The sequence below is a fragment of the Sphingobacterium sp. Lzh-3 genome, from assembly GCF_046764375.1.
Taxonomy (GTDB): domain Bacteria; phylum Bacteroidota; class Bacteroidia; order Sphingobacteriales; family Sphingobacteriaceae; genus Sphingobacterium.
In genome coordinates this window covers 3,426,371-3,448,658 of sequence record NZ_CP177226.1, presented here as the reverse complement: position 1 = coordinate 3,448,658, position 22,288 = coordinate 3,426,371, and the positions used below count along the sequence as shown (strand labels likewise).

The following is a 22,288-nucleotide window of genomic DNA, read 5'->3' as shown; positions in this document are numbered from 1 at the left end:
GTGTTAAATTTTATTTTTAAGTCAATAAAAAAGTAAATATCGTATATTTGTTATTATTAGAAAAAATCTGAATTATGAGTACAGTAGCTAAACATGGTAAGGGCGAGATGTTCATTGCCAAAGAAGAAAAATATGGAGCGCACAATTACCATCCTCTTCCGGTCGTATTGGAACGAGCTGAAGGAGTCGTGGTGTGGGATGTTGATGGAAAATCTTATTTTGATTTCTTGTCTGCATATTCTGCTGTCAATCAGGGACACTGCCATCCGCGAATTATAGATGCTTTAAAAGAGCAAGCTGCGAAATTGACACTTACATCGAGAGCATTTTATAATAATAAATTGGGCGATTTTGAAGAAATGCTTTGTCAGTTATTTGGATTTGATAAGGCTTTGGTGATGAATTCGGGAGTTGAAGCGGTAGAAACGGCAATGAAGCTTTGCCGTAAATGGGCCTATCAGGTGAAAGGTGTAGCAGCCAATCAAGCGAAAATTGTCTTTGCCAAGGACAATTTCCATGGTAGGACAATCTCTGTTATATCGGCATCCAATGATCGTACTGCAACACATGAATTTGGCCCCTTTTTAGATGGCATAGTACTCGTTCCCTATAACGATGTTGATGCGCTAGAACAGTTATTCAAAGCAGATAAAAATATCGCCGGTTTTATCGTTGAGCCAATTCAGGGCGAAGCCGGTATTGTCGTTCCGGATGAGGATTATCTGATGCGCGTGAGACAATTATGTACAAAATACAATGTATTGTTTATTGCAGACGAAATCCAAACCGGTATTGCTCGGACGGGAAGTATGTTGGCATCCTATGATATTGATGATACGCAAAGTCAAAGCAAACCAGATGTTCTGATTTTAGGTAAAGCTTTGTCGGGTGGTGTATTGCCAGTATCGGCAGTGTTGGCAAATGACTCTATTATGTTGTGTATTAAACCGGGCGAACATGGTTCTACCTATGGTGGGAATCCCTTAGCCTGTGCAGTAGCTATGGAAGCGCTAAATGTTGTGCGGGATGAAAATTTGACGCAACGGGCGTTTCAGATGGGGGCATTGTTTTTGGATGGATTGCGTCAGATTGCTGCTAAGTGCACGTTAATTACAGAAGTGCGCGGAAAGGGGCTCTTGACTGCCATTGTAATTGATGCGGATGAAGAAAGTGATTTGGCCTGGAATATCTGTCTCAAATTTAAAGAAAATGGACTTTTAGCGAAGCCTACACATGGTAACAAAATTCGATTGGCTCCGCCGCTGGTTATTACCAAAGAGCAAGTCGAGACTTGCTTAGGGATTATTGAGCGATCGTTGACTAATTTGAAATAGTGTATGGAGAAAATGATTGAATTGATCAAAAACAGATCGGACATCGGAGCAGGGACTAGGGGTTCAGATCTGGGCATCGACGCCATCGAGATAGCTGCAATTAATAAAGGAAGTCAATATTTCATTAACTATCCATTTGTTGATGTGCCGACTCGAAATAGCTCCATTTATCAGAATGATAATCATCCTTTTGCGAAACATATTCAGCAGATTTATGAACAATGCAAACAAGTAGCTTCCACTGTTGAAGATAGCTTATCTTCCGGCAATTTTCCATTGGTGTTTTCAGGGGATCATTCCTCCGCAATGGGGACGATCAGTGGTATAAAGTCCGCTTATCCCGATAAGCAACTCGGTGTAATCTGGGTAGATGCTCATGCCGATATTCATTCTCCGCACACAACACCCTCAGGCAATATGCATGGAATGCCTTTAGCGGCGATGTTGAATGAAGATAATTTGCCATGCAAAATTAATGAAATAGACGAATCGACACAAGAATTTTGGAATAAACTAAAACGAATAGCTGGCCCAGTAGGTAAAATACAATCCAATCATTTGATTTATTTTGGTGTAAGGGATACGGAAGAACCGGAAGATCTGGTCATTGAACGACTTGGCATTAAGAACTATCGTGTGGAAGATACGAGACAGCGGGGAATAACCGATTGTGTGGCTGAAGCATTGAAAATCCTAGAAGCATGTGATATGGTTTATATCTCTTTTGATGTAGATAGCATGGATAGTGAATTGATCTCGGATGGCACGGGAACACCAGTGCCTAAGGGGTTTTTGCCAAGGGAGATTGTGTTGATTTTAGAAGAGATCATCCGATCTGGAAAGGTAATTTGTTTTGAAATTGTTGAAGTTAATCCGTTATTGGACAATAAAGGTAATAAAATGGCAGAGGTGGCATTTGATATATTAGAACGGATCACTCCGCTCATTGAATTGAAATCGGGTAATTAACCGGTTTTGGGATTGTCTATTTTTAAGCCCTTTTATTGATGTTTGTCGTCAATAAAAGGGCTTTTTTAATAGTATATCGTTGAGCTCGGCGGATAAAAATAAGTCATCCTTCCTTATGTTAAAACTCGTATTGCTTTATGTGATTTAATATTGTGTTAACATGTTTCATGTACATTTGCAATTCGATTATTTACGTTAGATATGAGGATTTCTGATAAAATTATTTTGTTTCTACTTTTTTTTATACAGCTTTTTTTGTGGCATCCGGGGACTGCGCAGGTTGTATCCTTTAAGGATATTAGAGGATTAAGTCAAAACCATCCTGATTCTGCAATTATGCTCGTCAAAAAACGTTATGCAAAAGCTGTTACGGATAAAGACTTATTATTACAAGCCAATTGTTTACAGGCGATTGGATGGTTATGTGTCAATCAGGGACATTATGGACAGGCGCAGGACTACTATTTTCAAGCCGATCGAATTTATACGCAATTAAATTCAAAACAGCATCTTGCTTCGAATTGGAGTGATATCGGGGAGCTCAATATTTTCAACAAACAACATGATGTAGCGAAAGTTTATTTTAACAAGGCGCTACATTCTTTCCGAACAGAAGGGGATAAAAATGGAGCGGCAGGTACATTAGGGAATATAGGGCATTTATTTGAAAAGGAAGCTAACTACGACTCCGCCTTTGTCTACCAGAATCTTGCTTTGTCCATTTATAGCAGTGTGGGTAATAAAAATGGAGAAGCCAAGATCCATGAAAATTTAGGCAGTATTTATGAAGATCTTGCAAGGTATGACAGCGCTTTTTTTCATTTTGAAAAAGCAAGTACTCTCTATACGGAAACAAAAGACAATTATGGAAAAATTGTGGTCATAAATAATATGGGCGATATTTTTAGAAAGACCAATAAATATCCAGAAAGTATCAAACTGACACAATTGGCTTATCAGATGGCGGAAAGTTTGGGTGATGTGTATCAAATGGCTGCTACGACAAAAGATTTGAGTAGGACCTACGCCTTGCGTGAGCAGATGGATAGCGCATATTTTTATGCAGAAAAGAGCCGTAAGTTAGTGCTTGAACTGTATAGCGTAGATGGTGCTCGACATACAGCTTTTTTTCAGGCGCTCTACGATATGAATCAAAAAGCTGAGGAGATTGAAAAATTGCAGGTAACAAAAAGAATCAACTTAATCATGCTGTGGGGAACAATCGTGGTTTTAATTTTGTTAATTGTATTGTCCTATGTATTGCATAGTCGTCAGAAAATTAAGATCAAAAATCAGATTACTGAATCGCGAAAACAGGAGGCCGAACGTGAGTTGACCGAAGTAGCTCTTAAAAACCAGTTGCTTGAAGATAAGCAGCTCAAACAAGAACTGTCACTCAAGCAAAAGGAATTGACATCCCATACCTTAAATCTAATCCGTAACAATCAATTTTTGGAAGAACTTCGTGATGAATTAAAAGGAATGGTTAAGGACGAACGCCGGGATCAAAAACGACAAATGCAGAAGTTGGTGTTGCAAATCAATGAAAATATTACGCAGGGCATCCATTGGAAAGAGTTTATGGGAACTTTCGAAAAGGTACATCACAGCTTTTTTGAAAAACTTATTCAACGATTTCCAGATTTGACGGCCGCAGATATGCGATTAATAGCATTGCTTAAAATAAATTTGAATAATATCGATATTGCCGTCTTATTGGGCATTTCACAAGATAGCCTTCGTGTTGCCAGACATCGATTGCGAAAAAAATTAAGATTGGAACAAGGAGAGGATCTGACGGGTTATCTCGTTGGTATTTCATAATTTTTTAACACAGGAGTAATAGAATGTTAATGGCGTGTAATTTGTTTTTAAATTACTGCTTACTAGTGTTTTATATCTTCTTGTTTCCTTGCTGTATAGTGCTCTTTTTACCTTGTTTCCTTGTTGTAACGCTAGATATTTTGTGTGAATAGAATTGGCTGCCATCTTTGCGACAACAATCAAAGATTCATAATAATCTAATCAAAATGAAAAACTTTTTAACGGTATTACTTGCCTCCAGTATTTCGGTCAGCGCTGCTTATGCGACCAAAATCAAAGGTAAGGTATTAGATGGTCAGACTGGTGAAGCCATTGCTGGTGCAACAGTGTTCTTGGAACAGCGTGGGCTATCGACCAAAACACAATTGGATGGTTCGTTTGAATTCAAAGGATTATCTGCAGGTGTGGATAAGGTTCATATCAAGCATATGGCCTATGCCGAATTAATTAAAGAAATCGAAATTCAAAAAGAAAATACACCTCATTTTATTTTTCAGCTGACATCTGCCGAACAGACATTAATGGAAGTAACCATAAAGGGACGTCGGAATGGAGGGGATGATGATCCTAGTGCAAGGCGTTTGGAAAAGAATGCGTCACAAATTATGAATGTTGTTTCGGCGCGTGCAATAGAGATTTCTCCGGATATCACTGTTGCTAATGTTGTACAGCGTGTTTCGGGTGTATCTATAGAAAGAAATTCGAATGGCGAGGGGCAATATGCTATTCTGAGGGGGATGGATAAACGTTACAATACCACTTTAGTGAATGGTGTAAAGGTTCCAAGTCCCGATAATAAATACCGTTATGTCCCTTTGGATTTATTTCCTTCAGATATGTTGGAACGCTTAGAAGTCTACAAGTCGCTAACACCAAATATGGAAGCCGATGCGGTGGGTGGAGTTGTCAATATGGTTATGAAATCGGCGCCGACTAAATTATTGCTTCAAGCAAATTTGGCAACAGGCTACAGCCAACGTTATTTTAATCGTGATTTTGGAAGCTTTTCAACAGGCGGAACCTCGGCTAAATCTCCCTACGAACAGCATGGGAAGAATTACAATGCAACCGCTGCTGATTTTAATAAGGGAGCATTAGATTATACCTATAAAAAGCCCCTTCCAGATCTTGTAGGCAATTTGACAATAGGCAATCGGTATTTGGATGATAAATTGGGCGTTATTTTGGGTGCGAGTTATCAAAATTTACATCGAGGTAGTCGTTCTATTTTCTACAAATCGGCTGTCGTTGGCGTAAATCCCAATGCGGTAATTACTGAGCAGAGTGATCGTCAATATGATGAACAGCAACAACGCTTAGGTTTGCATAACAAGGTCGATTATCGATTTAATCCAAATCATCGGGTTAGCTTTTATCAAATGTATGTGAATTTAAATAACATGCAATTGCGTGATGCGGTAAATACGATATATAATGGTCAGTATGATCCCAGTATTGGTAAAGCCGAACTGACCTATGTGACAAGAAGCCGAAAAACACAGCAACAGATCTACAATGGTACCCTACAGGGGGATCATCATTTTTTAGATAATCGTCTGAATGTCCGTTGGTCAGGTGTGCTTTCTTCAGCGCGCAATCAATTGCCACAAAATACGATGATCAGTTTGGATGGAGTAGAAGAAAATTTTGAACGTAAAAGGACTTCTCTCGTCAATAAATCTCCCGTAACCTATCGTTGGGAGCGGAATACCGATAATGATCATGCAGGCTATTGGGATGTAGCTTATAAAGTTCCAATGGAAAACAGTAAGCTGGAGCTATCGACCGGAGGTTTGTATCGTGATAAACAGCGTAGTAGTTTTTACAATAACTATAACTTATCACCAGCTTCGGCAGAAGAGGCAAAGTATAAATACGGCGTAGATTTTCAGCGCTATACCGATCTCAATTTGACCGTCACCAATCCTACCGGAGCTGTCGCAAATCCATTAACTTATGATGCTGGTGAGAAGACCACAGCATTGTATGGTATGTTCAATTATGAGAATGACAAATGGCAGATGATCGGTGGGATCCGGATGGAGCATACCAATCAGAATTATAAATTATTGTTTCCTGCAGGAGAAAAAAGACCAGAAGGATTCCAAATTTATACAGAGTGGCTGCCAAGTTTGACCATGAAATATCATTTGGACGGAAAACAACAGCTTCATGCGGCCTATTATCGTGCGTTAAACCGACCTGGATTTTATGAAATTGTACCCTCAAGTGTGGTTAACGAAGAGTTTTTAGAAAAAGGAAACCCAGATTTAAAACATGCCTTAGCAGATAACTTTGATTTAAGGTATGAATTATTCCCTGAAGCTTCCTCTCAATTTCTTGTGGGTATGTTTTACAAGAAAATCAAAAACCCAATTGAATATACCTTTCAACCGGATGAGGTTCGTAAGCAGGATGTATACTACACCCCCGGTAATTTTGGTAACGCCAACAACTTTGGCCTCGAGGTTGATTATATCAAGTATATCCAGAAATTTGGTATTAAGGCCAATTACACCTATACACATTCACGTATAACGACCGCCAAGATGTCGCGTCGAATCAATGAGACCACACAGGACCCTGAAGCGATTATCGTGGATCAAACGAGACCGCTATATGGGCAAGCTGCACATGTGGCCAATCTGTCGCTACTTTACAAAGATGCTAATAATGGCTGGGAAGGACAGTTAGCTGGATCTTATACCGGCTCACGAATCAATACAGTGTCGCAATTTTTGAACGATGATTTATGGCAAAAAGGATTTGTTCAGTTAGATGCTTCTATTGAGAAGAAATTTAAAGCTGGTTGGGCCATTTTTGCCAAAGCTAACAACATCTTGAATACACCAATGGAATTGTATGTGAAAGGAACAAATCCCGAAAATGAGAAGATCGCTGAAAAGCTTATTGAAGGCGGAAATACTTTGATTAGAAAGGATTTGTATGGACAGAACTATATCCTTGGATTACGTTATTCGTTTAGTAAATAATAGACCCGCGTAAAACAGGGCATGTTTTAATCTGAACATGTGCGACGTGAAATAACAACAGTTTGTTTCGGTGAAGCTTTCACTTTTTTGGAAAGCCAATGTTTTGGATAAGTGAAATCTGCTTCATCATTAAAAATTAAATATATACAGATGAAAAATAAATGTATTTTATCGTTTCTAGCGTTTTTTATCGTGGTGCTAAGTGCCTGTGAAAAAGCAAATATTGATGTTGATACTTCTGATGCTGATGGAAGTGCTATAGGTGAGGTCTCCGGTGTGTGGAGCAAAGGGAGTGTGCAGCATATCAAGGGAGATATTATTATTCCCGAAGGCAAGAGCCTGACGATTGAGGAAGGTGTAACCGTATTGATGGATTCTGTCAATAAGCCTGAAATTGTTGTTTTGGGTAATTTGTATGCACTAGGTACAGCTGAAAATCCTGTAAAGTTTACGGTTGAAGATGGGTATAAGACGAAGACGAATGAATTTGGCAAGTTATGGGGAGGAATTTTAGCCGCTCCAAGCTGCCAGGAACTTGTTTTGGACAATACCGTCATTGAATATGGCGGTGCAATTACATCGGATGCGTCGACTTCTGTAAAAATGGGCTTGTATAAAAAAGTGTCTGGTGAAGCTTTGCCAGCTTTGTGGTTCTCAAATCCAGACGGAAAGCTAGTTGTTCAAAATAGTACTGTAAGTCATTTTCACGAAGACTGTACGTATATTGAAGGCGGAAAAATCATTTTCGCTAACAATCGTTTCTTTTCTAATGGGGTGACAGGTGGAGAAGCGATGAATTTCAAATCCGGATGTCTTGCCGATGTTGCTTATAACCTCGTGTATAGTGTAAATACCAATGCTTTAAAACTATCCAACTCGGGAGACCGTACACCTCAGGCTTATATTATTGTTTATAATAATACCATGCTCAATACAGGGTGGCGCAGACCGACTGCCAAAGGAGGTTCCATATGGTTAGAAGCCTCTGTCAGAGCAGAAATTTATAATAATCTTTTTGCCAATACACGGTTTGGTGTCAAGCGTGATCCTAAAAAACCAGAGGATAGCCGTTCTGTGTCAGGTAATAATTGGTATTATGGCTACGGTCAATTGACTGTAGATCAGTTTCAGGTCGGTAAAAATGATATTGTAGGCGGTAGTAATGATGTTAGAGGTAAAGTGGCAGGGGAGAATAATCCTAAATTTGTTTCTTATCCTTTAGAAACATCGGTTGACAATTACGTATTTGATTTAACCTGGGATTTTCATCTTCAGGGGAATTCACCTGCATTAAAGGCCGGTACTTTGGCTTTTAAACCCCATTTTACGAGTGGCCTGGTGATGTCAAACGGCTTAACATATAATTCTCCTCAGCCTGCAGCTTATGTTGGGGCATTTGGTTCCAAATTCTAATTTACTTCATATAATGACAAATTTAAAAACAATACTAACACTAACTTTGGGAGCATCAACCCTGCTTCAAATGGCATGCAAAAATGCGCAAACAAATAACGTAGAATCAATTAAACCCGTTATTGTGACCGATGCTGTACGTTATGATTCGGATGATCCTGCAATTTGGATCAATAAGAGCGATCCGAGCAAGAGTCTGATTATAGCAACGGATAAAGATGCCGATGGAGCTTTGTTCGTGTACGATCTACAGGGTAAAACGGTCAAAGAAAAAGTGGTTTCCAATTTAAAACGACCAAACAACGTTGATGTAGCCTACGGTTTGGTATTGGGTGGGAAGCCTGTTGATATCGCTGTCACAACAGAGCGTATGACCCATAAATTGCGTATTTTTTCACTACCTGACATGAAGCCGATCGATCAAGGGGGATTAGATATGTTTGTTGGTGAAACTGAGCCTGAATTCAGAGATCTGATGGGGATTGCCCTATATACTTCTCCAAAAGGAGAGATCTATGCTATTGTTGGACGAAAAAATGGACCAAAAGAAGGCTATTTGGGACAATATTTATTGGAGGATAATGGCTCTGGTTCAGTAAAAGCTACACTGGTTCGCAAATTCGGTTCATTTAGTGGAAAGAAAGAGATTGAGGCAATAGCGGTGGACAATGAGCTTGGGTATATTTACTATTCGGATGAACAGGTTGGCGTAAAACAATACTATGCGGATCCAGTAAAGGGAAACCAACAGTTGGCATTGTTTGCTACAGCAGGTTTTAAAGAAGATCATGAAGGTATTTCGATTTATAAAGTGACCGACAGTACTGGATATATCTTGGTGTCGGACCAGGGTGCAAATCGTTTTCAGGTTTTTAGTCGGGAAGGAACCAAAAGCAATCCTTTCGAACATAAATATCTGAAGACTGTGCCGGTTATGGCAACACAAAGTGATGGTTCGGAAACTACCTCTTTTAATTTAAATGAAACCTTCAAACATGGCTTGTTTGTTGTTATGAGTGACGATAAAACATTCCATTATTATCGATGGGAAGATATTGCCGGAGCCGATTTGAAAAAGAAATAGGTGACGAATTAATATTTCAGCAACAGTTGTGATTTGATTCGCAACTGTTGCTTTTTTTGCTATCGGAAATTTTATTGGTGGTAATTAGCGCTGTTATTTATACACTGACCGGAATTTTAAACCAAAAGGTTGACCCTTGGCCGATCTGGCTGTCGACACCAATTTCTCCTTGATGTTTTTGAATAATTTCTTTGCAAATAAACAGTCCTATGCCAAATCCCGAAGCATAACGATCCGCATCGTCATTTACACGATAGAATTTATTGAATATTTGTTTCTGATCCTTATGATTGATGCCTTTTCCTTGGTCTTTGATCTCGACTTCAAAATAACCTGAATGTATGGCCACATGCATGGTAATTGTTGAATTACTGGGCGAATATTTAATGGCATTATCCATGAAGTTGATTAACACTTGTTCGATTTTATCACGATCGGCGATAATCTCCAAATTCGAATCTATTGCTCCTGAATAATGAATGAAGTGCTTTGCAGATTTTAGAGAATAGATATTTTGAATATAATCGAGTAAAGAACAAACGTTAAATGTCTTTTTGCGAAGTACTAACTTACCCTCATTTAGTTGAGTAACATTTAAAAAGCCGTCGATTAAACCGCGCATGCGCGTTGCTTGCTCATTCGATTGGTGGAGATATTGCATGCGCTTTTCGCTGCTCAATGTACCTTCTTTGGCTTGTAGTAATTGGATATAGGCAATGAGTGAGGTCAAAGGTGTTTTGAGTTCATGACTTGCGATACTAATAAAGTCTAGTTTTTTCCTTTCTTCTTCCTTGTCATTGGTGCTGTCTATTATAGCGCCGTAGATCATGTGTCTTGTCGTATCCGATTCCAATTGACTTCCGCCTATTGACCTTAACCATTTTATCTTACCCGTTTTTTTATCTTTTATTTCACATTGACAATCAAAAGGGGATTGTTTGAGCGTTACTTCCTGAAAAACATGATGAATGATGTTTCTATACTGAGGCAGAATTTGGTCGAAAAAGTCGGATTCTTTTATGTTGTCACGCTGATCGAAGCCAAATAATTCACGGCAACGATCATTGAGTTCCATTTTCTTGGTTTCCATGTCAATAGAAAAGATACCGATGCCGGCGGCTTCTACGATCATTCTAAACTGTTGATCTCTTTTGGCAATAAGTTGATTAATAGCTTCAAGTTTTTCATGCTCTTGATGCTGGATGGTAATATCTATAGCGGTGCCTGCAAACCATTCGGGTTGTTGGTCTTGGTCAAAGTATACTCTTCCTTTACAGTGCAACCACCGTAATTGAAGATCTTGTGCTCCAATGGTTCTAAATTGTACGTCATAAACACTTTTGTTTTGGTAAGTCAGTGACTTTTTGACTTCCTGATCGATTCTATTCCTATCTTCTGGATGAATATATTTTAGCACCTCATTGTATGGAACATATTCACCTTTCGCAAAACCAAAGAGCTCCCGGGTCCGTTCATCCCAATTGACCATATAATTTTTACAATTTAAATTCCATGTACCCATCTCAGCCGACTGTAAGGCAAAATGGTAATGTTCTTCACTTTCTATGATTTTCTTGAGTGCATCCTTAAGCTTTTCATTGAGATCTTCGGTATGTTTAGGTGATAAGGTGTAATTATTCGTGGGGATTTTGTAGGGGGTTCCTGCTACTGTATACTTTTGAGTTAATAAATCTTGTAGCAGTTTTCGTTCAATGGTATTTTTTTCTTGCGTTTGTGGGGTGTCGTCTTCATTTTCAGGTATCAGTCTAATTTGATTAAATATGGCATAAATTTCACCCTTTTCATTGATGAGCGGATGATATTCAAACGTGTGCGTATATCGGAGTGAAGATTGTTGTTCGGTTTTGAGTTTGATCTTTATCTTGTCGATCGGCTGCGTATTTCCATTTTCCCAAACGTTTTTCAAGAGGGGTATATAAGATGTTAATTCTTCTTGTTGAAGGCAATTCTCAAGATATTGCCCAATCGCGCTGTGATCACAATTCCACAATTTTAACATGTCAGTGCTTGCATAAGAAATACGGAGATCTGCGCTGTCATAAATTGCACAAGCATCTAATGAAGAAGAGAGAACGGCTAAAATATCTTTATCTGAACGAATCATAACATATCAAAAATTAAGTGTTGATTAAGCGATATCATTTATAGCTAGATTTAATAGCGTACAAATATTGTTCCTTTTCTCATGAGTTTTCTCCTTGTCGATATGGAGCAGCAATTATTGGTTCCTAGGAATCCCTACTTTTTGATCTGTTAGTCATCTCGGAGGCTGTTTAATATGGATTCATCCCATCAATAGTACAGTAAATAGAAATTCGTATCTTTATTTTGTTTATGCAGTCTGTTTCTATTTTATTTCAAATCGGAAAATTACAATACACCACTATTGTTTTCAATGTTTGGAGGAAGATGGAATTGAAAGTTTTTATTTAAATGCCATAGAAGATGAATACGGTTAAAATACTATTGGTTGAAGATCACATGGTGGTACGGAATGGTATTAAACTACTTTTAGAATCCGAAGGAGAATTTACAGTGATAGGAGAGGCTTCTGATGGTACGGAAGCCCTGTCTAAATTGGCGGATGGTCTAGCTCCCGATATTGTCTTAACTGATATCAGCATGGAGCATATGGACGGAATGGTGCTCTTAAAAGTCATCAGTCAAGAATATCCGCAGGTCAAAGTTGTGATATTGTCTATGCTTAGCCAAATTCATTATGTGGTTGAAGGTTTTGAGCATGGTCTTTCAGGCTACCTGTTGAAAAATGTAGGTTATAATGAATTACTTTTTGGATTAAAACATGTTGCTGAAGGTGGACGCTATATGAGCGAAGAAATTAGCTTAGCCTTACTTGAACAAGTTTCTTCTGGTCAGGTTTATACGGATGTGGGCTCGAATATGATCCTCGATCTGGAAATAAATGATCGCGAGCTAGAAGTATTGGAGTTGATCGCCGACGGTTTTACAAATCTAGAAATTGCAGATAAAATCTTTTTGAGTAAGCGAACAGTTGAAGGATATCGACAGAGCTTGATTGATAAAACAAGGGTGAAGAATACCGCGGAATTAGTAAAATATGCTTTTCAACATGGTTTATTAAAAAAATAATGAGAACTATTTACGTTACTGGTGACCATGCCACAGCGGGCGATCTTTGAAAATACTACACATCCCCTTACTTTAATTTTGGTATTCTTTCTCGAAAACGGTTGAAAATAAATAGACCAGCTCCAATAATAATAAATGGTATACTAAGCAGCTGTCCCATATTGATGAATAAGGAGTCTTCAAAATGCTCTTGATTGATTTTCAAAAACTCATCCAAAAACCGGAACGAAAACAGCAAAACCAACAGCAAGGCGAAATAGTTTCCATTGTTACGTCGAAGCTTTTTGTCTTTCCACAAACGATATAACAATACGAATAATAGGAGACAAAATAATGCTTCATAAAGCTGTGCCGGATGGCGAGGTATTGTATCGATACGGCTAAACACAAAAGCCCAAGGTAAATTACTTGCTGTACCAATCATTTCAGAGTTCATTAAGTTGCCCAGGCGAATGCAAGCCCCTGCTAAAGGAACGACTAAAGCAATCCGATCCGCAACCCAAAGAAAAGGAAGCCCCTGTTTTTTTGCAAATAAATAGATCGCAATCAGGATACCTATACCTCCACCATGGCTTGCCAGCCCACCTTCCCAAATGGCCATTATTTTTAAGGGATGATCTAGGTAATAACTGGGGTCGTAAAACAGTACATGCCCCAATCTAGCACCAATGACTGTACCTAAAACGATATAAATGGTTAGCTGATCTAAGAACTCGGTTGACCGACCTTCTTTCTTAAATAATGAACCTAATACTTTATAGCATAATACAATGCCCAATAACCAAAATAGTCCGTACCAGCGAATAGGGTGTTCAATAATTGGAATAACAAAGATGTCACTATCTATATTCCAGTTTATGTAAGTTAAGATTAGATTATTTACCATATGACGTTTTAGCGTGATGCACCATCGTATAGGTATGTGGTAAGGGTATTTCGTTACACACTTTGATGAAAAAACACGAAATTCTCTTTATTGATGCAAATATTGAGTCATATACTGCGATTATTAACTATGAAGTTTTCGTTGTTTGACCAATTTGTATGTTTGTGGGGAGTAAAAGGAAATTAACTATCGCCGAGTTCCATAATTGCGACCGGTGTTTTTATTGGAGAAGAATATTAGCATAAGTATCAGCCGGGTTAAATACTTTTGAAAGTATATCTTGTTTTTTTGATAATATTCCGATATTCGACAATTGATAACATGATATAGATAGCATCTTGCATATTTCTTTAATAGCTGTTTACATCCTGTGAAAGCTTATCCTAGTTAATGAACGAGGTTATGGAAAAATATAGGCACCTTCATGTAAATTTAAACAGATAGTTATTTTCTGATGATACGAAATTTGACAAGATTTACTTTTTGTTTTTTATCTCTCGTGCTCATGGCACAGTTACACTCTTGTCATCAAAGTGACCAACAGGCGTCTAAAAATAATACGCATAGCGAAGATAACTCACTTGATTTAACCTATCAGGATACGTTATTTAAATTTCTCGCATTACAAGATTTTAGGGATCAATCTATTATAGCAAAGAAGATAGCGGAGTTTGCTCAGGATAAGTATTTTAATAATTCTGGTTATAACTGGATTTTTTTGGCCTACAACTATTTGTTGGACGATAAAATAGATTCAATAGAAATTGCGCTGAAAAACCTGGATGGGAGAAAGCTGTCTCCGGATTTGCTTGTTCTGAAGGATTACTTTAAAATAAGGGCTAATTTTAGTTTTAATGATGTGACTACCATTGGCATCATGGAACAAATTATCGATGCTAAAGAATATGCGTTAGAAAATAAGAGTAGGTTTAGCTTTCTTTTTTTCAATCTATTGGCTAATGCAAATTATCGTCGAGCTGACTATAACCAGGCGCTCAAAGATAACGAGTCATGGTATCATTATCATCCCAATAGATCCGATGCCCGTGTTGCGCAAGCGTATCAGGAGATCAAATTTATGCAGTATATTGAATTGCATGATTTTGAGAAGCTAAAAGCAACACTGGATAGCTGCAAATATTACGCAAATAAAACGGCCGATTCTGCTATCATTATGCGCATGTATAATTTACAGGCGCAGTATTTCTTTAGCATAGGGAATAGTCGAAAAGCGGTAGAGGCATCCCAAAAATATTTTAATTATTTATCTTCAAGCAAGGCACTCAATGCCTATGCGTATGCGAATTTGGCAAAAAATTTTTTGAATAATCATCAAGTTGACTCGGCGATCTATTATTTTAATGCTGGATTGCAGTTTATCAAAACACATAAAGGCAAGCAAAATAAATTATTCTATTACCAGAATCTACAAGTAGCATACGCATTAAAAGGAGATTATGAACGGGCTTATTTTACCTTGGATTCGGCCTATCAGGATTATAAAAATAGCACAAAAAGTATTGAAAATGAACGTATCAATGAGATCAATACACGGTATGAAACTGAAAAAAAGGATCAGGCTATTAAGCTTTTAAAAACAACAAATGCATTCAACTATAAGATTATGGTCCAACAGCGCTGGATTTTTGTTATTTTATTTGCGCTGATCTTTAGCATTGCATTCTTCCTTTATTACCGGAATAAACAAAAGCTATTGAAAAATATTAATCAGCGTATAGTTGCCGAAAATAGACAATTAATTTTAGAGCAGAAGACGCGACAAAACCAGCTTAATCCCCATTTTATTTATAATGCTATAGCTAATTTGCAAGGTTTGATCAGTAGTGAGCAAAAAGCAAAGGCAAATCAGTACCTCATCTTATTGTCCCGTCAAATTCGTGACATACTCGAATTAAATAGGGAAGAGTATATTTCTTTGGATCAAGAAATTAAATCATTAAAGAATTATATACTTTTACAGCAGATGCGCTATCAAGATGTATTTGATTTTGAAATTGAGAGCGGTAACTTGGATGTTGATGATGTCATGATTCCCCCTATGTTGATTCAGCCTTTTGTTGAAAACGCTATTGAACATGCTTTCAAAAATTTGAACTATCGTGGACAATTGCAAATTCTTTTTAATCAGGAAGCAGATCAATTGCATATTGTTATCAGTGACAATGGCTGGGGAATGCAATCTTATCAGAAAAATAATGCACACAAGACCTCTCTTTCACAAGTTATCACGAAAGAGCGCCTTGAGCTTTTGTTTAACGATCCTCAGCAAAAAGCAAGGATTGAAATAAAGCCCAATTATAGAGAAGATAAAAGTGGATATCGCGTAGAACTCTATATCCCACTCGTTTTATATTTTAATTAAATACGTGAAATTATGAAAGTTTATATTCTTGAAGATGAGTATAATATCTATTTGTACATTAAGTCTTTATTGGATGCTATTCCTTATGTCCAGATCGTTGGTTATAGTCCATCAATCGCCCAGGCAGAACGTGAGTTACTTGTATCTAATCCAGATCTTATTTTAGCTGATATTCAATTGAAAGATGGATCAAGCTTATCCTTCCTCTCAGAGCTGAAATTGGACATCAATACAATCTTTATAACCGCATTTAACCAATATGCGATAGAAGCCCTTAATATAGGCGCTATTGCCTATTTATTAAAGCCTTTGGTTCCGGAACAATTTATAGAGGCTATTGAAAAATGCTATAAGAAAAATACAGAGTTTAGATTCAATAGCATGCAATTAAGTATGGCCGAAAGCTATCTGAAGTCACCAGTTAGACCAAAGAAAATAGCACTACGTACATTTGAATACACTCAGATTGTGAATATTGATGATATTCTTTATTGCCATGGAGATAAGGGTTATACCACATTTTATATTAAAGACAATAAACCGATGATGGTTTCGAAAGTCCTCAAGCACTTTGAAACTATGCTTCCTGAATCCGAATTTATTCGTTGTCATCAATCTTATTTAATCAATGCAAACTATATAAAAAAATATTTCAAGGATGGCCAGATAGAAATGTCCGATGGTAAAATGATTCCTGTTGCGACAAGAAAAAAAGATGTTATCCAGCAATTCTTGAATGATATATAAGGCTTGAAGTAACAAGGGCTCTACGATTCTAAGTTCTGTTGTTTATACTAAAAAATGTAGCATTCTCTTTTATTGCTAAAATAATTAGTATTATATTTGTGTGTAATATTAAATACGAGGGGCTATGATGTTAGAAGATAAACAGGCTTTGATCAGCAAACTTAAAAAGGACTTGCTTGCCTGGCAAGGGATACCTCAAAGGTCAAATGATGCAAGCACGATGGGTTTGGGACCATTGGAGAAAGCTTTTCCGAATGGCGTTTTTCCTAAAGGGGTAATACACGAGTTTGTGAGCTTTAACCGCATGGATAGTGCTGCATCCTGTGGGTTTATTGGTGGTCTCCTTGGAAAACTTATGCAAGCTGATGGGATTTGTATTTGGATAGGCTCCATTCAAACGGTATTTCCAGCGGCAATCAGATCATTTGGGGTTGATCCAGCATCGATTGTTTTTGTTTCTATGAAACGGGAGAAGGATGTGTTATGGGCGATGGAAGAAGCGTTGAAATGTCAGGGCATAACAGCCGTGCTGGCCGAAATACATCAGCTGGATTTTGTTCAGTCGAGGCGCCTTCAACTTGCCGTAGAAAAAAGTCGGGTTACAGGGTTTATACTTCAACATAACCCAAAAATCTTGTTGGCGACGAGTTGTGCGGCACGTTGGAAAGTCACTTCTTTACCTAGTCAATCGGATGATGGATTACCTGGTATTGGCTATCCCTGTTGGGATGTAGAGCTCCTCAAGGTAAGGAATGGAAGTCCAGCCAAAGAGCAAATAACCTGGTCGCCACAGGGGTTTAAAATATTTTCTAAAAAGGAGATACAGGTAAAAGACTGGAATTATAACTACCAAAATCTTGGCTAGTCATGAAAAAAAGATTTGCCTCACTTTGGTTTCCTCATCTGAAAACAGATTGGCTCACTGTTTGTAAACCACATTTGCAAAATATTCCCTTTGTATTGTCCATCGCCGCTCAAGGAAGATTAATCGTCAGTGGGAGTAACTTATTAGCGGAGCAAGCGGGGGTGCATTCAGGAATGGCCATAGCGGATGCACGGGCATTTATTCCATCACTTAAAATAATCAATGAGCAAGCTGGATTGGCTGAAAAGTTACTCCATTCGATAGCAGAGTGGTGCATCAGGTACACTCCACAGGTTGCATTAGATACGCCCGACGGTATCATCCTGGATATTAGTGGTTGTGCTCATCTTTGGGGCGGGGAGGCGGCCTACTTAACAAGTATTGTCTCGAAATTTAGACAACATGGTTATGATGTACGTATGGGGATTGCTGATACCATTGGGGCCGCATGGGCGGTAGCGCATTTTGGACACGAAGATATCATTATAAATGAACAGGCGCAGTCGGAAACGCTTTTTCCATTAAGTCCTGCCGCATTACGATTGGAAGATGTTCAATTGAAGCGGTTACAATCGCTTGGATTACGGTCAATCGGAAGTTTTGCAAAAATGCCACGTTCAGTGTTGCGTAGAAGATTTGGCGATAGTTTACTGCTCCGACTGGACCAGGCCATGGGATTGGAAGATGAATTTGTTATTTCTATAAAACCCATCTTACCCTATGAAGAACGTTTACCTTGTTTGGAGCCTATCTGTACAGCAACTGGTATTGAATTGGCTTTGGAAGATTTATTAAACAAGTTGTGTAAGCGTTTGTCGGGGGAGGGTAAAGGATTACGTGCAGCCGAATTGAATTGTCATCGCGTGGATGGAAAAATAGAGACCATTACTATTGAGACTAATCGTGCTACTGCTCAGGTTAAACATATCCTTCAATTATTTGTCCTAAAGATTCCTCAAATTGAACCGGCATTGGGTATTGAATTATTTACCTTGGGCGTATCCAAAGTTGAGACGGCAGATCCTGTTCAGGAAAATCTCTGGAACAATAGAATTGGTCTCAAAAACCCGACGGTTACCGAACTTTTAGATCGCTTGAAAAGTAGGGACGCCAATTGTGAGATTTCACGCTATGTTCCATCTGCGCACTACTGGCCCGAACGATCCATGAAAATAGCGGCTAAAATGGATGAGGTTGCAGCTGTTGACTGGCAAACTGCAAGGCCACGTCCAACACGACTATTGAAGATCCCTGAACGTATTATAGTCACAGCACCCATACCCGACTATCCACCCATACTGTTCCGTTATAAGGGAGATACCTATACTATAAGGAAAGCAGATGGCCCCGAACGTATTGAACGCGAATGGTGGATTGATCCTGGTGAACATCGGGATTACTATGCAGTGGAAGATCTGCAAGGTCGGCGCTTTTGGTTATATCGCGCCGGGCATTATGACGGACAGGCAGATCAATGGTTTATACATGGTTTTTTTGCATAAGGTTAGTGTATGGTATATTGTGAATTACAGATAACAAGTAATTTTAGTTTTCTCGAAGGTGCTTCTCATCCGGAAGAACTGATCGAGCAAGCGGCGCGATTGGGGTATAATTCTGTTGCAGTAACTGACCGCAATAGCCTTGCTGGAATCGTCCGTGCACATATGGCTGCAAAAAAAGCCGGTATACGACTGATTCCTGCCTGTCGTCTAGATTTACAGGATGGGCCAAGCTTATTGGCATACCCCACAGATAAAGAGGCTTACGGACGGCTTTCAACATTGTTAACTGTTGGAAATCTAAGGACGGAAAAAGGAAAATGCGAATTGTACAAGAATGATGTGTTTCAATATGCTGAGGGGATTATATTCATTATTTGCCCACCTGAAAAACTAGTGGTCGGTTTTGAGCTTGAGCAGTCATTTATAGCGTTTGTACAGGAATGTCAACAGCGTCTACAGGGTTGTCTTAATCTAGGAATAAAAAAACTCTATCGTGGTGATGATGCTAAATTATTGTTTAGAATAAATCAGTTGGGCGAACACCTGGCTATCCCGCTTGTTGTACTTGGAGATGTATATTATCATGTACCTGAAAGGCGTGAATTGCAGGATATTTTAACCTGTATTCGTGAAAAATGCACAATACATACGGCTGGATTTAATTTATATCCCAATGCAGAGCGCTATCTAAAATCAATAACTGAAGTTGAACGCTTGTTTAGACTGTACCCTGAAGCTGTAGAACAGAGTGTAAAAATTGCCAATGCCTGTCGTTTTTCCTTAGATGATTTGAAATACATCTATCCAGATGAATTATCAGCTCATGGTCGGACTACACAGGAAGAGCTAAGTTATTTAACTTGGGAAGGTGCCCGTAAACGATTTAACGGAGATATCCCGGATGCAATTCGCGAAACGATTCAAATGGAACTTGATTTTATCGAACGCAAAAATTATGCTTCTTATTTTTTGACGGTGTATGATTATGTTCGATTTGCGAAGGAAAAGGGAATTTTATGTCAAGGGCGTGGATCTGCAGCAAATTCAACCGTATGTTACTGCTTAGGTATTACTTCTGTTGACCCGTCAAAATACAGGCTTTTATTTGCGCGATTTATGTCCGATGCACGCGATGAACCACCAGATATAGACGTCGACTTTGAGCATGAGCGCCGTGAGGAAGTCATCCAGTATATTTATGAGAAATATGGCCGCAATCGTGCTGCTATTGTAGCAACTGTCACACAGGTACGCTCCAAAGGGGCTATACGTGATGTTGGCAAGGCCATGGGGCTTTCCATGGATGCTGTAGGGCGTTTAGCAGGGGGTATGAGTAGCCATTGGGACGATTATATCAATTTGGAACGTTTGGTTGAACAGGGCTTTAATCCTGAAGACCAACATTTGCGAAAAGTTCTCGAATTGACACATCAGTATATTGGCTTTCCACGTCAATTGGGGCAGCATACAGGCGGATTTGTTATTACGCAAGGTAATTTGCATGAGCTTTGTCCCTTAATAAATGCCCGCATGGATAATCGGACAAATCTCGAATGGAATAAAGATGATCTTGAAGCACTCGGCTTTCTAAAGGTTGATGTACTTGCTTTGGGGATGTTGACCTGTATTCGCAAAGCTTTTGATCTCGCTAAAAAGCATTATGGAAAAGAGCTTACTCTGGCTGATATTGGGGCAGAGGACGATCCAAAGGTTTACGATATGATCTGTCATGCAGATACTCTAGGTGTATTCCAGATCGAAAGCCGGGCCCAGATGTCGATGTTGCCGCGATTAAAACCACGGGAGTTTTATGATCTGGTCATTGAAGTAGCTATCGTTCGGCCTGGACCGATACAAGGCGATATGGTGCATCCCTATTTGCGCCGTCGAAATAAAGAGGAAGCTGTTGATTATCCCAGTACAGAGATCCAAACCATTCTTGAAAAAACCTTGGGGGTTCCTCTTTTTCAGGAGCAGGCCATGGAAATTGCCATAGTCGCTGCCGGATTTACTCCTGCGGAAGCCGACGAATTGCGGCGTAGCATGGCTACATTCAAAGCAAAAGGACAGGTATCTGCTTTTCACAAAAAAATGGTCGATGGTATGGTAAAAAAAAACTATACGGAAGAATTTGCCAATAGAGTTTTTAAGCAATTGGAAGGTTTTGGGAGTTACGGTTTTCCAGAGAGTCACGCAGCGTCTTTTGCCTTACTGGTGTATGTGTCCTCGTGGCTTAAATATTATTATCCTGATATTTTTGCGGCATCCTTACTCAATAGTCAGCCCATGGGCTTTTATCAACCTGCTCAAATTGTTATTGATGCGCAGAAACATGGCGTAAAAGTACGTCCTATTGATATCAATCATTCTTCATGGGACAATACCTTAGAAGGAGAAATTGGAAAACCGCATGCTCTTCGATTGGGGTTACGTCAGATCAAAGGATTCTCAATGGATGAGGCCGTTGTGTTGACTCAAGGTCGGCAGTCTGCCTATTCATCCATTACTGGTATGATGGATGTTGGACTATCTCTTATTGCGTTGGAGAAATTAGCTGATGCAGATGCCTTTACCTCATTAGGTATTGATCGTCGGCAAGCGCTTTGGGAAATTACAGCCTTGGGTGATCGGCCGATTGCATTATTTGAAGGTCAAGCGTCTGAAAGTGTCATGGAGGGGCAAATCGAATTACCTTTGTTAACCAAAAGCCAACATGTTGTGGCTGATTACGCAAGGACCTCGCTATCCATTAAAGCACATCCAGTGAGTTTCTTGCGCGGAAAGTTCGACCTTCTCCATGTTGTGCCAACAGCGAAATTAGCATTCTTAAAAAATGATATGCCCGTGAAAGTATGTGGGTTGATTACTGTTAGGCAACGTCCAGGAACCTCTAAGGGTGTTTTATTTATCACTATTGAAGATGATACTGGTTTTTCAAATATTGTCGTTTGGAGTAATGTGTTTGAAAAATATCGAAAAGAAATCCTTCGGGGAAAACTCCTTATGGTTGCGGGCAAAATCCAAGTTGAAGGTGAAGTTATTCATGTAATAGCGCAACGATGCTTTGATATGTCAGGTTTGTTAAAAGATCTGACAACAGATGGCGACAATGCTGCAGGTATTTTTCATAAGGGAAGAAATTTTCATTGATCTCTC

Annotated in this window: 14 protein-coding genes; 12 read left to right on the top strand and 2 right to left on the bottom strand. The window is 38.9% G+C overall.

The annotated features are described in order from the left end of the window. Nucleotides 1-74 precede the first annotated feature (74 nt). The 6 genes from rocD (at nucleotide 75) to ACLCDV_RS14465 (ending at nucleotide 9,617) form a co-directional block, all read left to right on the top strand. Nucleotides 75-1,334 (top strand): ornithine--oxo-acid transaminase, encoded by a 1,260-nt coding sequence (gene rocD / locus ACLCDV_RS14490; RefSeq protein ID WP_343566800.1) that lies wholly within the window; start codon nucleotides 75-77, stop codon nucleotides 1,332-1,334. A 3-nt stretch (nucleotides 1,335-1,337) separates the two neighbouring features. Next, complete coding sequence (locus tag ACLCDV_RS14485; RefSeq protein WP_159726582.1) at nucleotides 1,338-2,303, top strand: arginase; 966 nt, start codon at nucleotides 1,338-1,340, stop codon at nucleotides 2,301-2,303. Between the two features lie 201 nt (nucleotides 2,304-2,504). Next, complete coding sequence (locus tag ACLCDV_RS14480) at nucleotides 2,505-4,127, top strand: tetratricopeptide repeat protein (RefSeq protein WP_411971489.1); 1,623 nt, start codon at nucleotides 2,505-2,507, stop codon at nucleotides 4,125-4,127. 206 nt (nucleotides 4,128-4,333) lie between these two features. Further along, complete coding sequence (locus ACLCDV_RS14475) at nucleotides 4,334-7,120, top strand: TonB-dependent receptor domain-containing protein (protein WP_411971488.1); 2,787 nt, start codon at nucleotides 4,334-4,336, stop codon at nucleotides 7,118-7,120. 150 nt (nucleotides 7,121-7,270) lie between these two features. Next, nucleotides 7,271-8,533: a right-handed parallel beta-helix repeat-containing protein gene (locus ACLCDV_RS14470; RefSeq protein ID WP_411971487.1), complete on the top strand. Its 1,263-nt coding sequence runs from the start codon at nucleotides 7,271-7,273 to the stop codon at nucleotides 8,531-8,533. After that, nucleotides 8,505-9,617 (top strand): phytase, encoded by a 1,113-nt coding sequence (locus ACLCDV_RS14465; protein ID WP_411971486.1) that lies wholly within the window; start codon nucleotides 8,505-8,507, stop codon nucleotides 9,615-9,617. Before ACLCDV_RS14470 ends, ACLCDV_RS14465 begins: the two co-directional genes overlap by 29 nt. Nucleotides 9,618-9,714: 97 nt before the next feature. Here the strand turns inward: ACLCDV_RS14465 and ACLCDV_RS14460 are convergent, their stop codons facing one another. After that, complete coding sequence (locus ACLCDV_RS14460; RefSeq protein ID WP_411971485.1) at nucleotides 9,715-11,742, bottom strand: ATP-binding protein; 2,028 nt, start codon at nucleotides 11,740-11,742, stop codon at nucleotides 9,715-9,717. 341 nt (nucleotides 11,743-12,083) lie between these two features. Between ACLCDV_RS14460 and ACLCDV_RS14455 the strand changes: the two genes are divergently transcribed. Then, nucleotides 12,084-12,749, top strand: coding sequence for a response regulator (locus ACLCDV_RS14455; RefSeq protein WP_411971484.1), 666 nt, complete (start codon nucleotides 12,084-12,086; stop codon nucleotides 12,747-12,749). 67 nt (nucleotides 12,750-12,816) lie between these two features. On the opposite strand, the gene lgt is transcribed toward ACLCDV_RS14455, so the two are convergent. After that, nucleotides 12,817-13,635 carry a prolipoprotein diacylglyceryl transferase gene (lgt, locus tag ACLCDV_RS14450; RefSeq protein ID WP_411971483.1) on the bottom strand — a complete coding sequence of 273 codons (819 nt, stop codon included), beginning with the start codon at nucleotides 13,633-13,635 and terminating at the stop codon, nucleotides 12,817-12,819. 505 nt (nucleotides 13,636-14,140) lie between these two features. On the opposite strand from lgt, the gene ACLCDV_RS14445 reads away from it, so the two are divergent. The 5 genes from ACLCDV_RS14445 to ACLCDV_RS14425 all read left to right on the top strand — a co-directional run bounded on the left by ACLCDV_RS14445 (nucleotide 14,141) and on the right by ACLCDV_RS14425 (nucleotide 22,282). Then, a complete protein-coding gene (locus ACLCDV_RS14445; protein ID WP_411971482.1) occupies nucleotides 14,141-16,018 on the top strand; it encodes a histidine kinase in 1,878 nt (625 codons plus the stop codon). A gap of 12 nt (nucleotides 16,019-16,030) precedes the next feature. After that, on the top strand, nucleotides 16,031-16,765 hold the full coding sequence (locus ACLCDV_RS14440; RefSeq protein WP_145326802.1) for a LytR/AlgR family response regulator transcription factor: 735 nt from the start codon (nucleotides 16,031-16,033) through the stop codon (nucleotides 16,763-16,765). Nucleotides 16,766-16,889: 124 nt separating this feature from the next. Beyond that, nucleotides 16,890-17,630, top strand: a complete 741-nt coding sequence (locus ACLCDV_RS14435; RefSeq protein ID WP_333575381.1) for an Error-prone repair protein ImuA — start codon at nucleotides 16,890-16,892, stop codon at nucleotides 17,628-17,630. Nucleotides 17,631-17,632: 2 nt separating this feature from the next. After that, the gene (locus ACLCDV_RS14430) at nucleotides 17,633-19,132 is read left to right on the top strand and encodes a Y-family DNA polymerase (protein WP_411971481.1); all 1,500 of its coding nucleotides are present in this window, start codon (nucleotides 17,633-17,635) and stop codon (nucleotides 19,130-19,132) included. Nucleotides 19,133-19,141: 9 nt separating this feature from the next. Beyond that, entirely contained in the window at nucleotides 19,142-22,282 is a 3,141-nt protein-coding gene (locus ACLCDV_RS14425) for an error-prone DNA polymerase (RefSeq protein WP_411971480.1), read from the top strand. Nucleotides 22,283-22,288 lie beyond the last annotated feature (6 nt).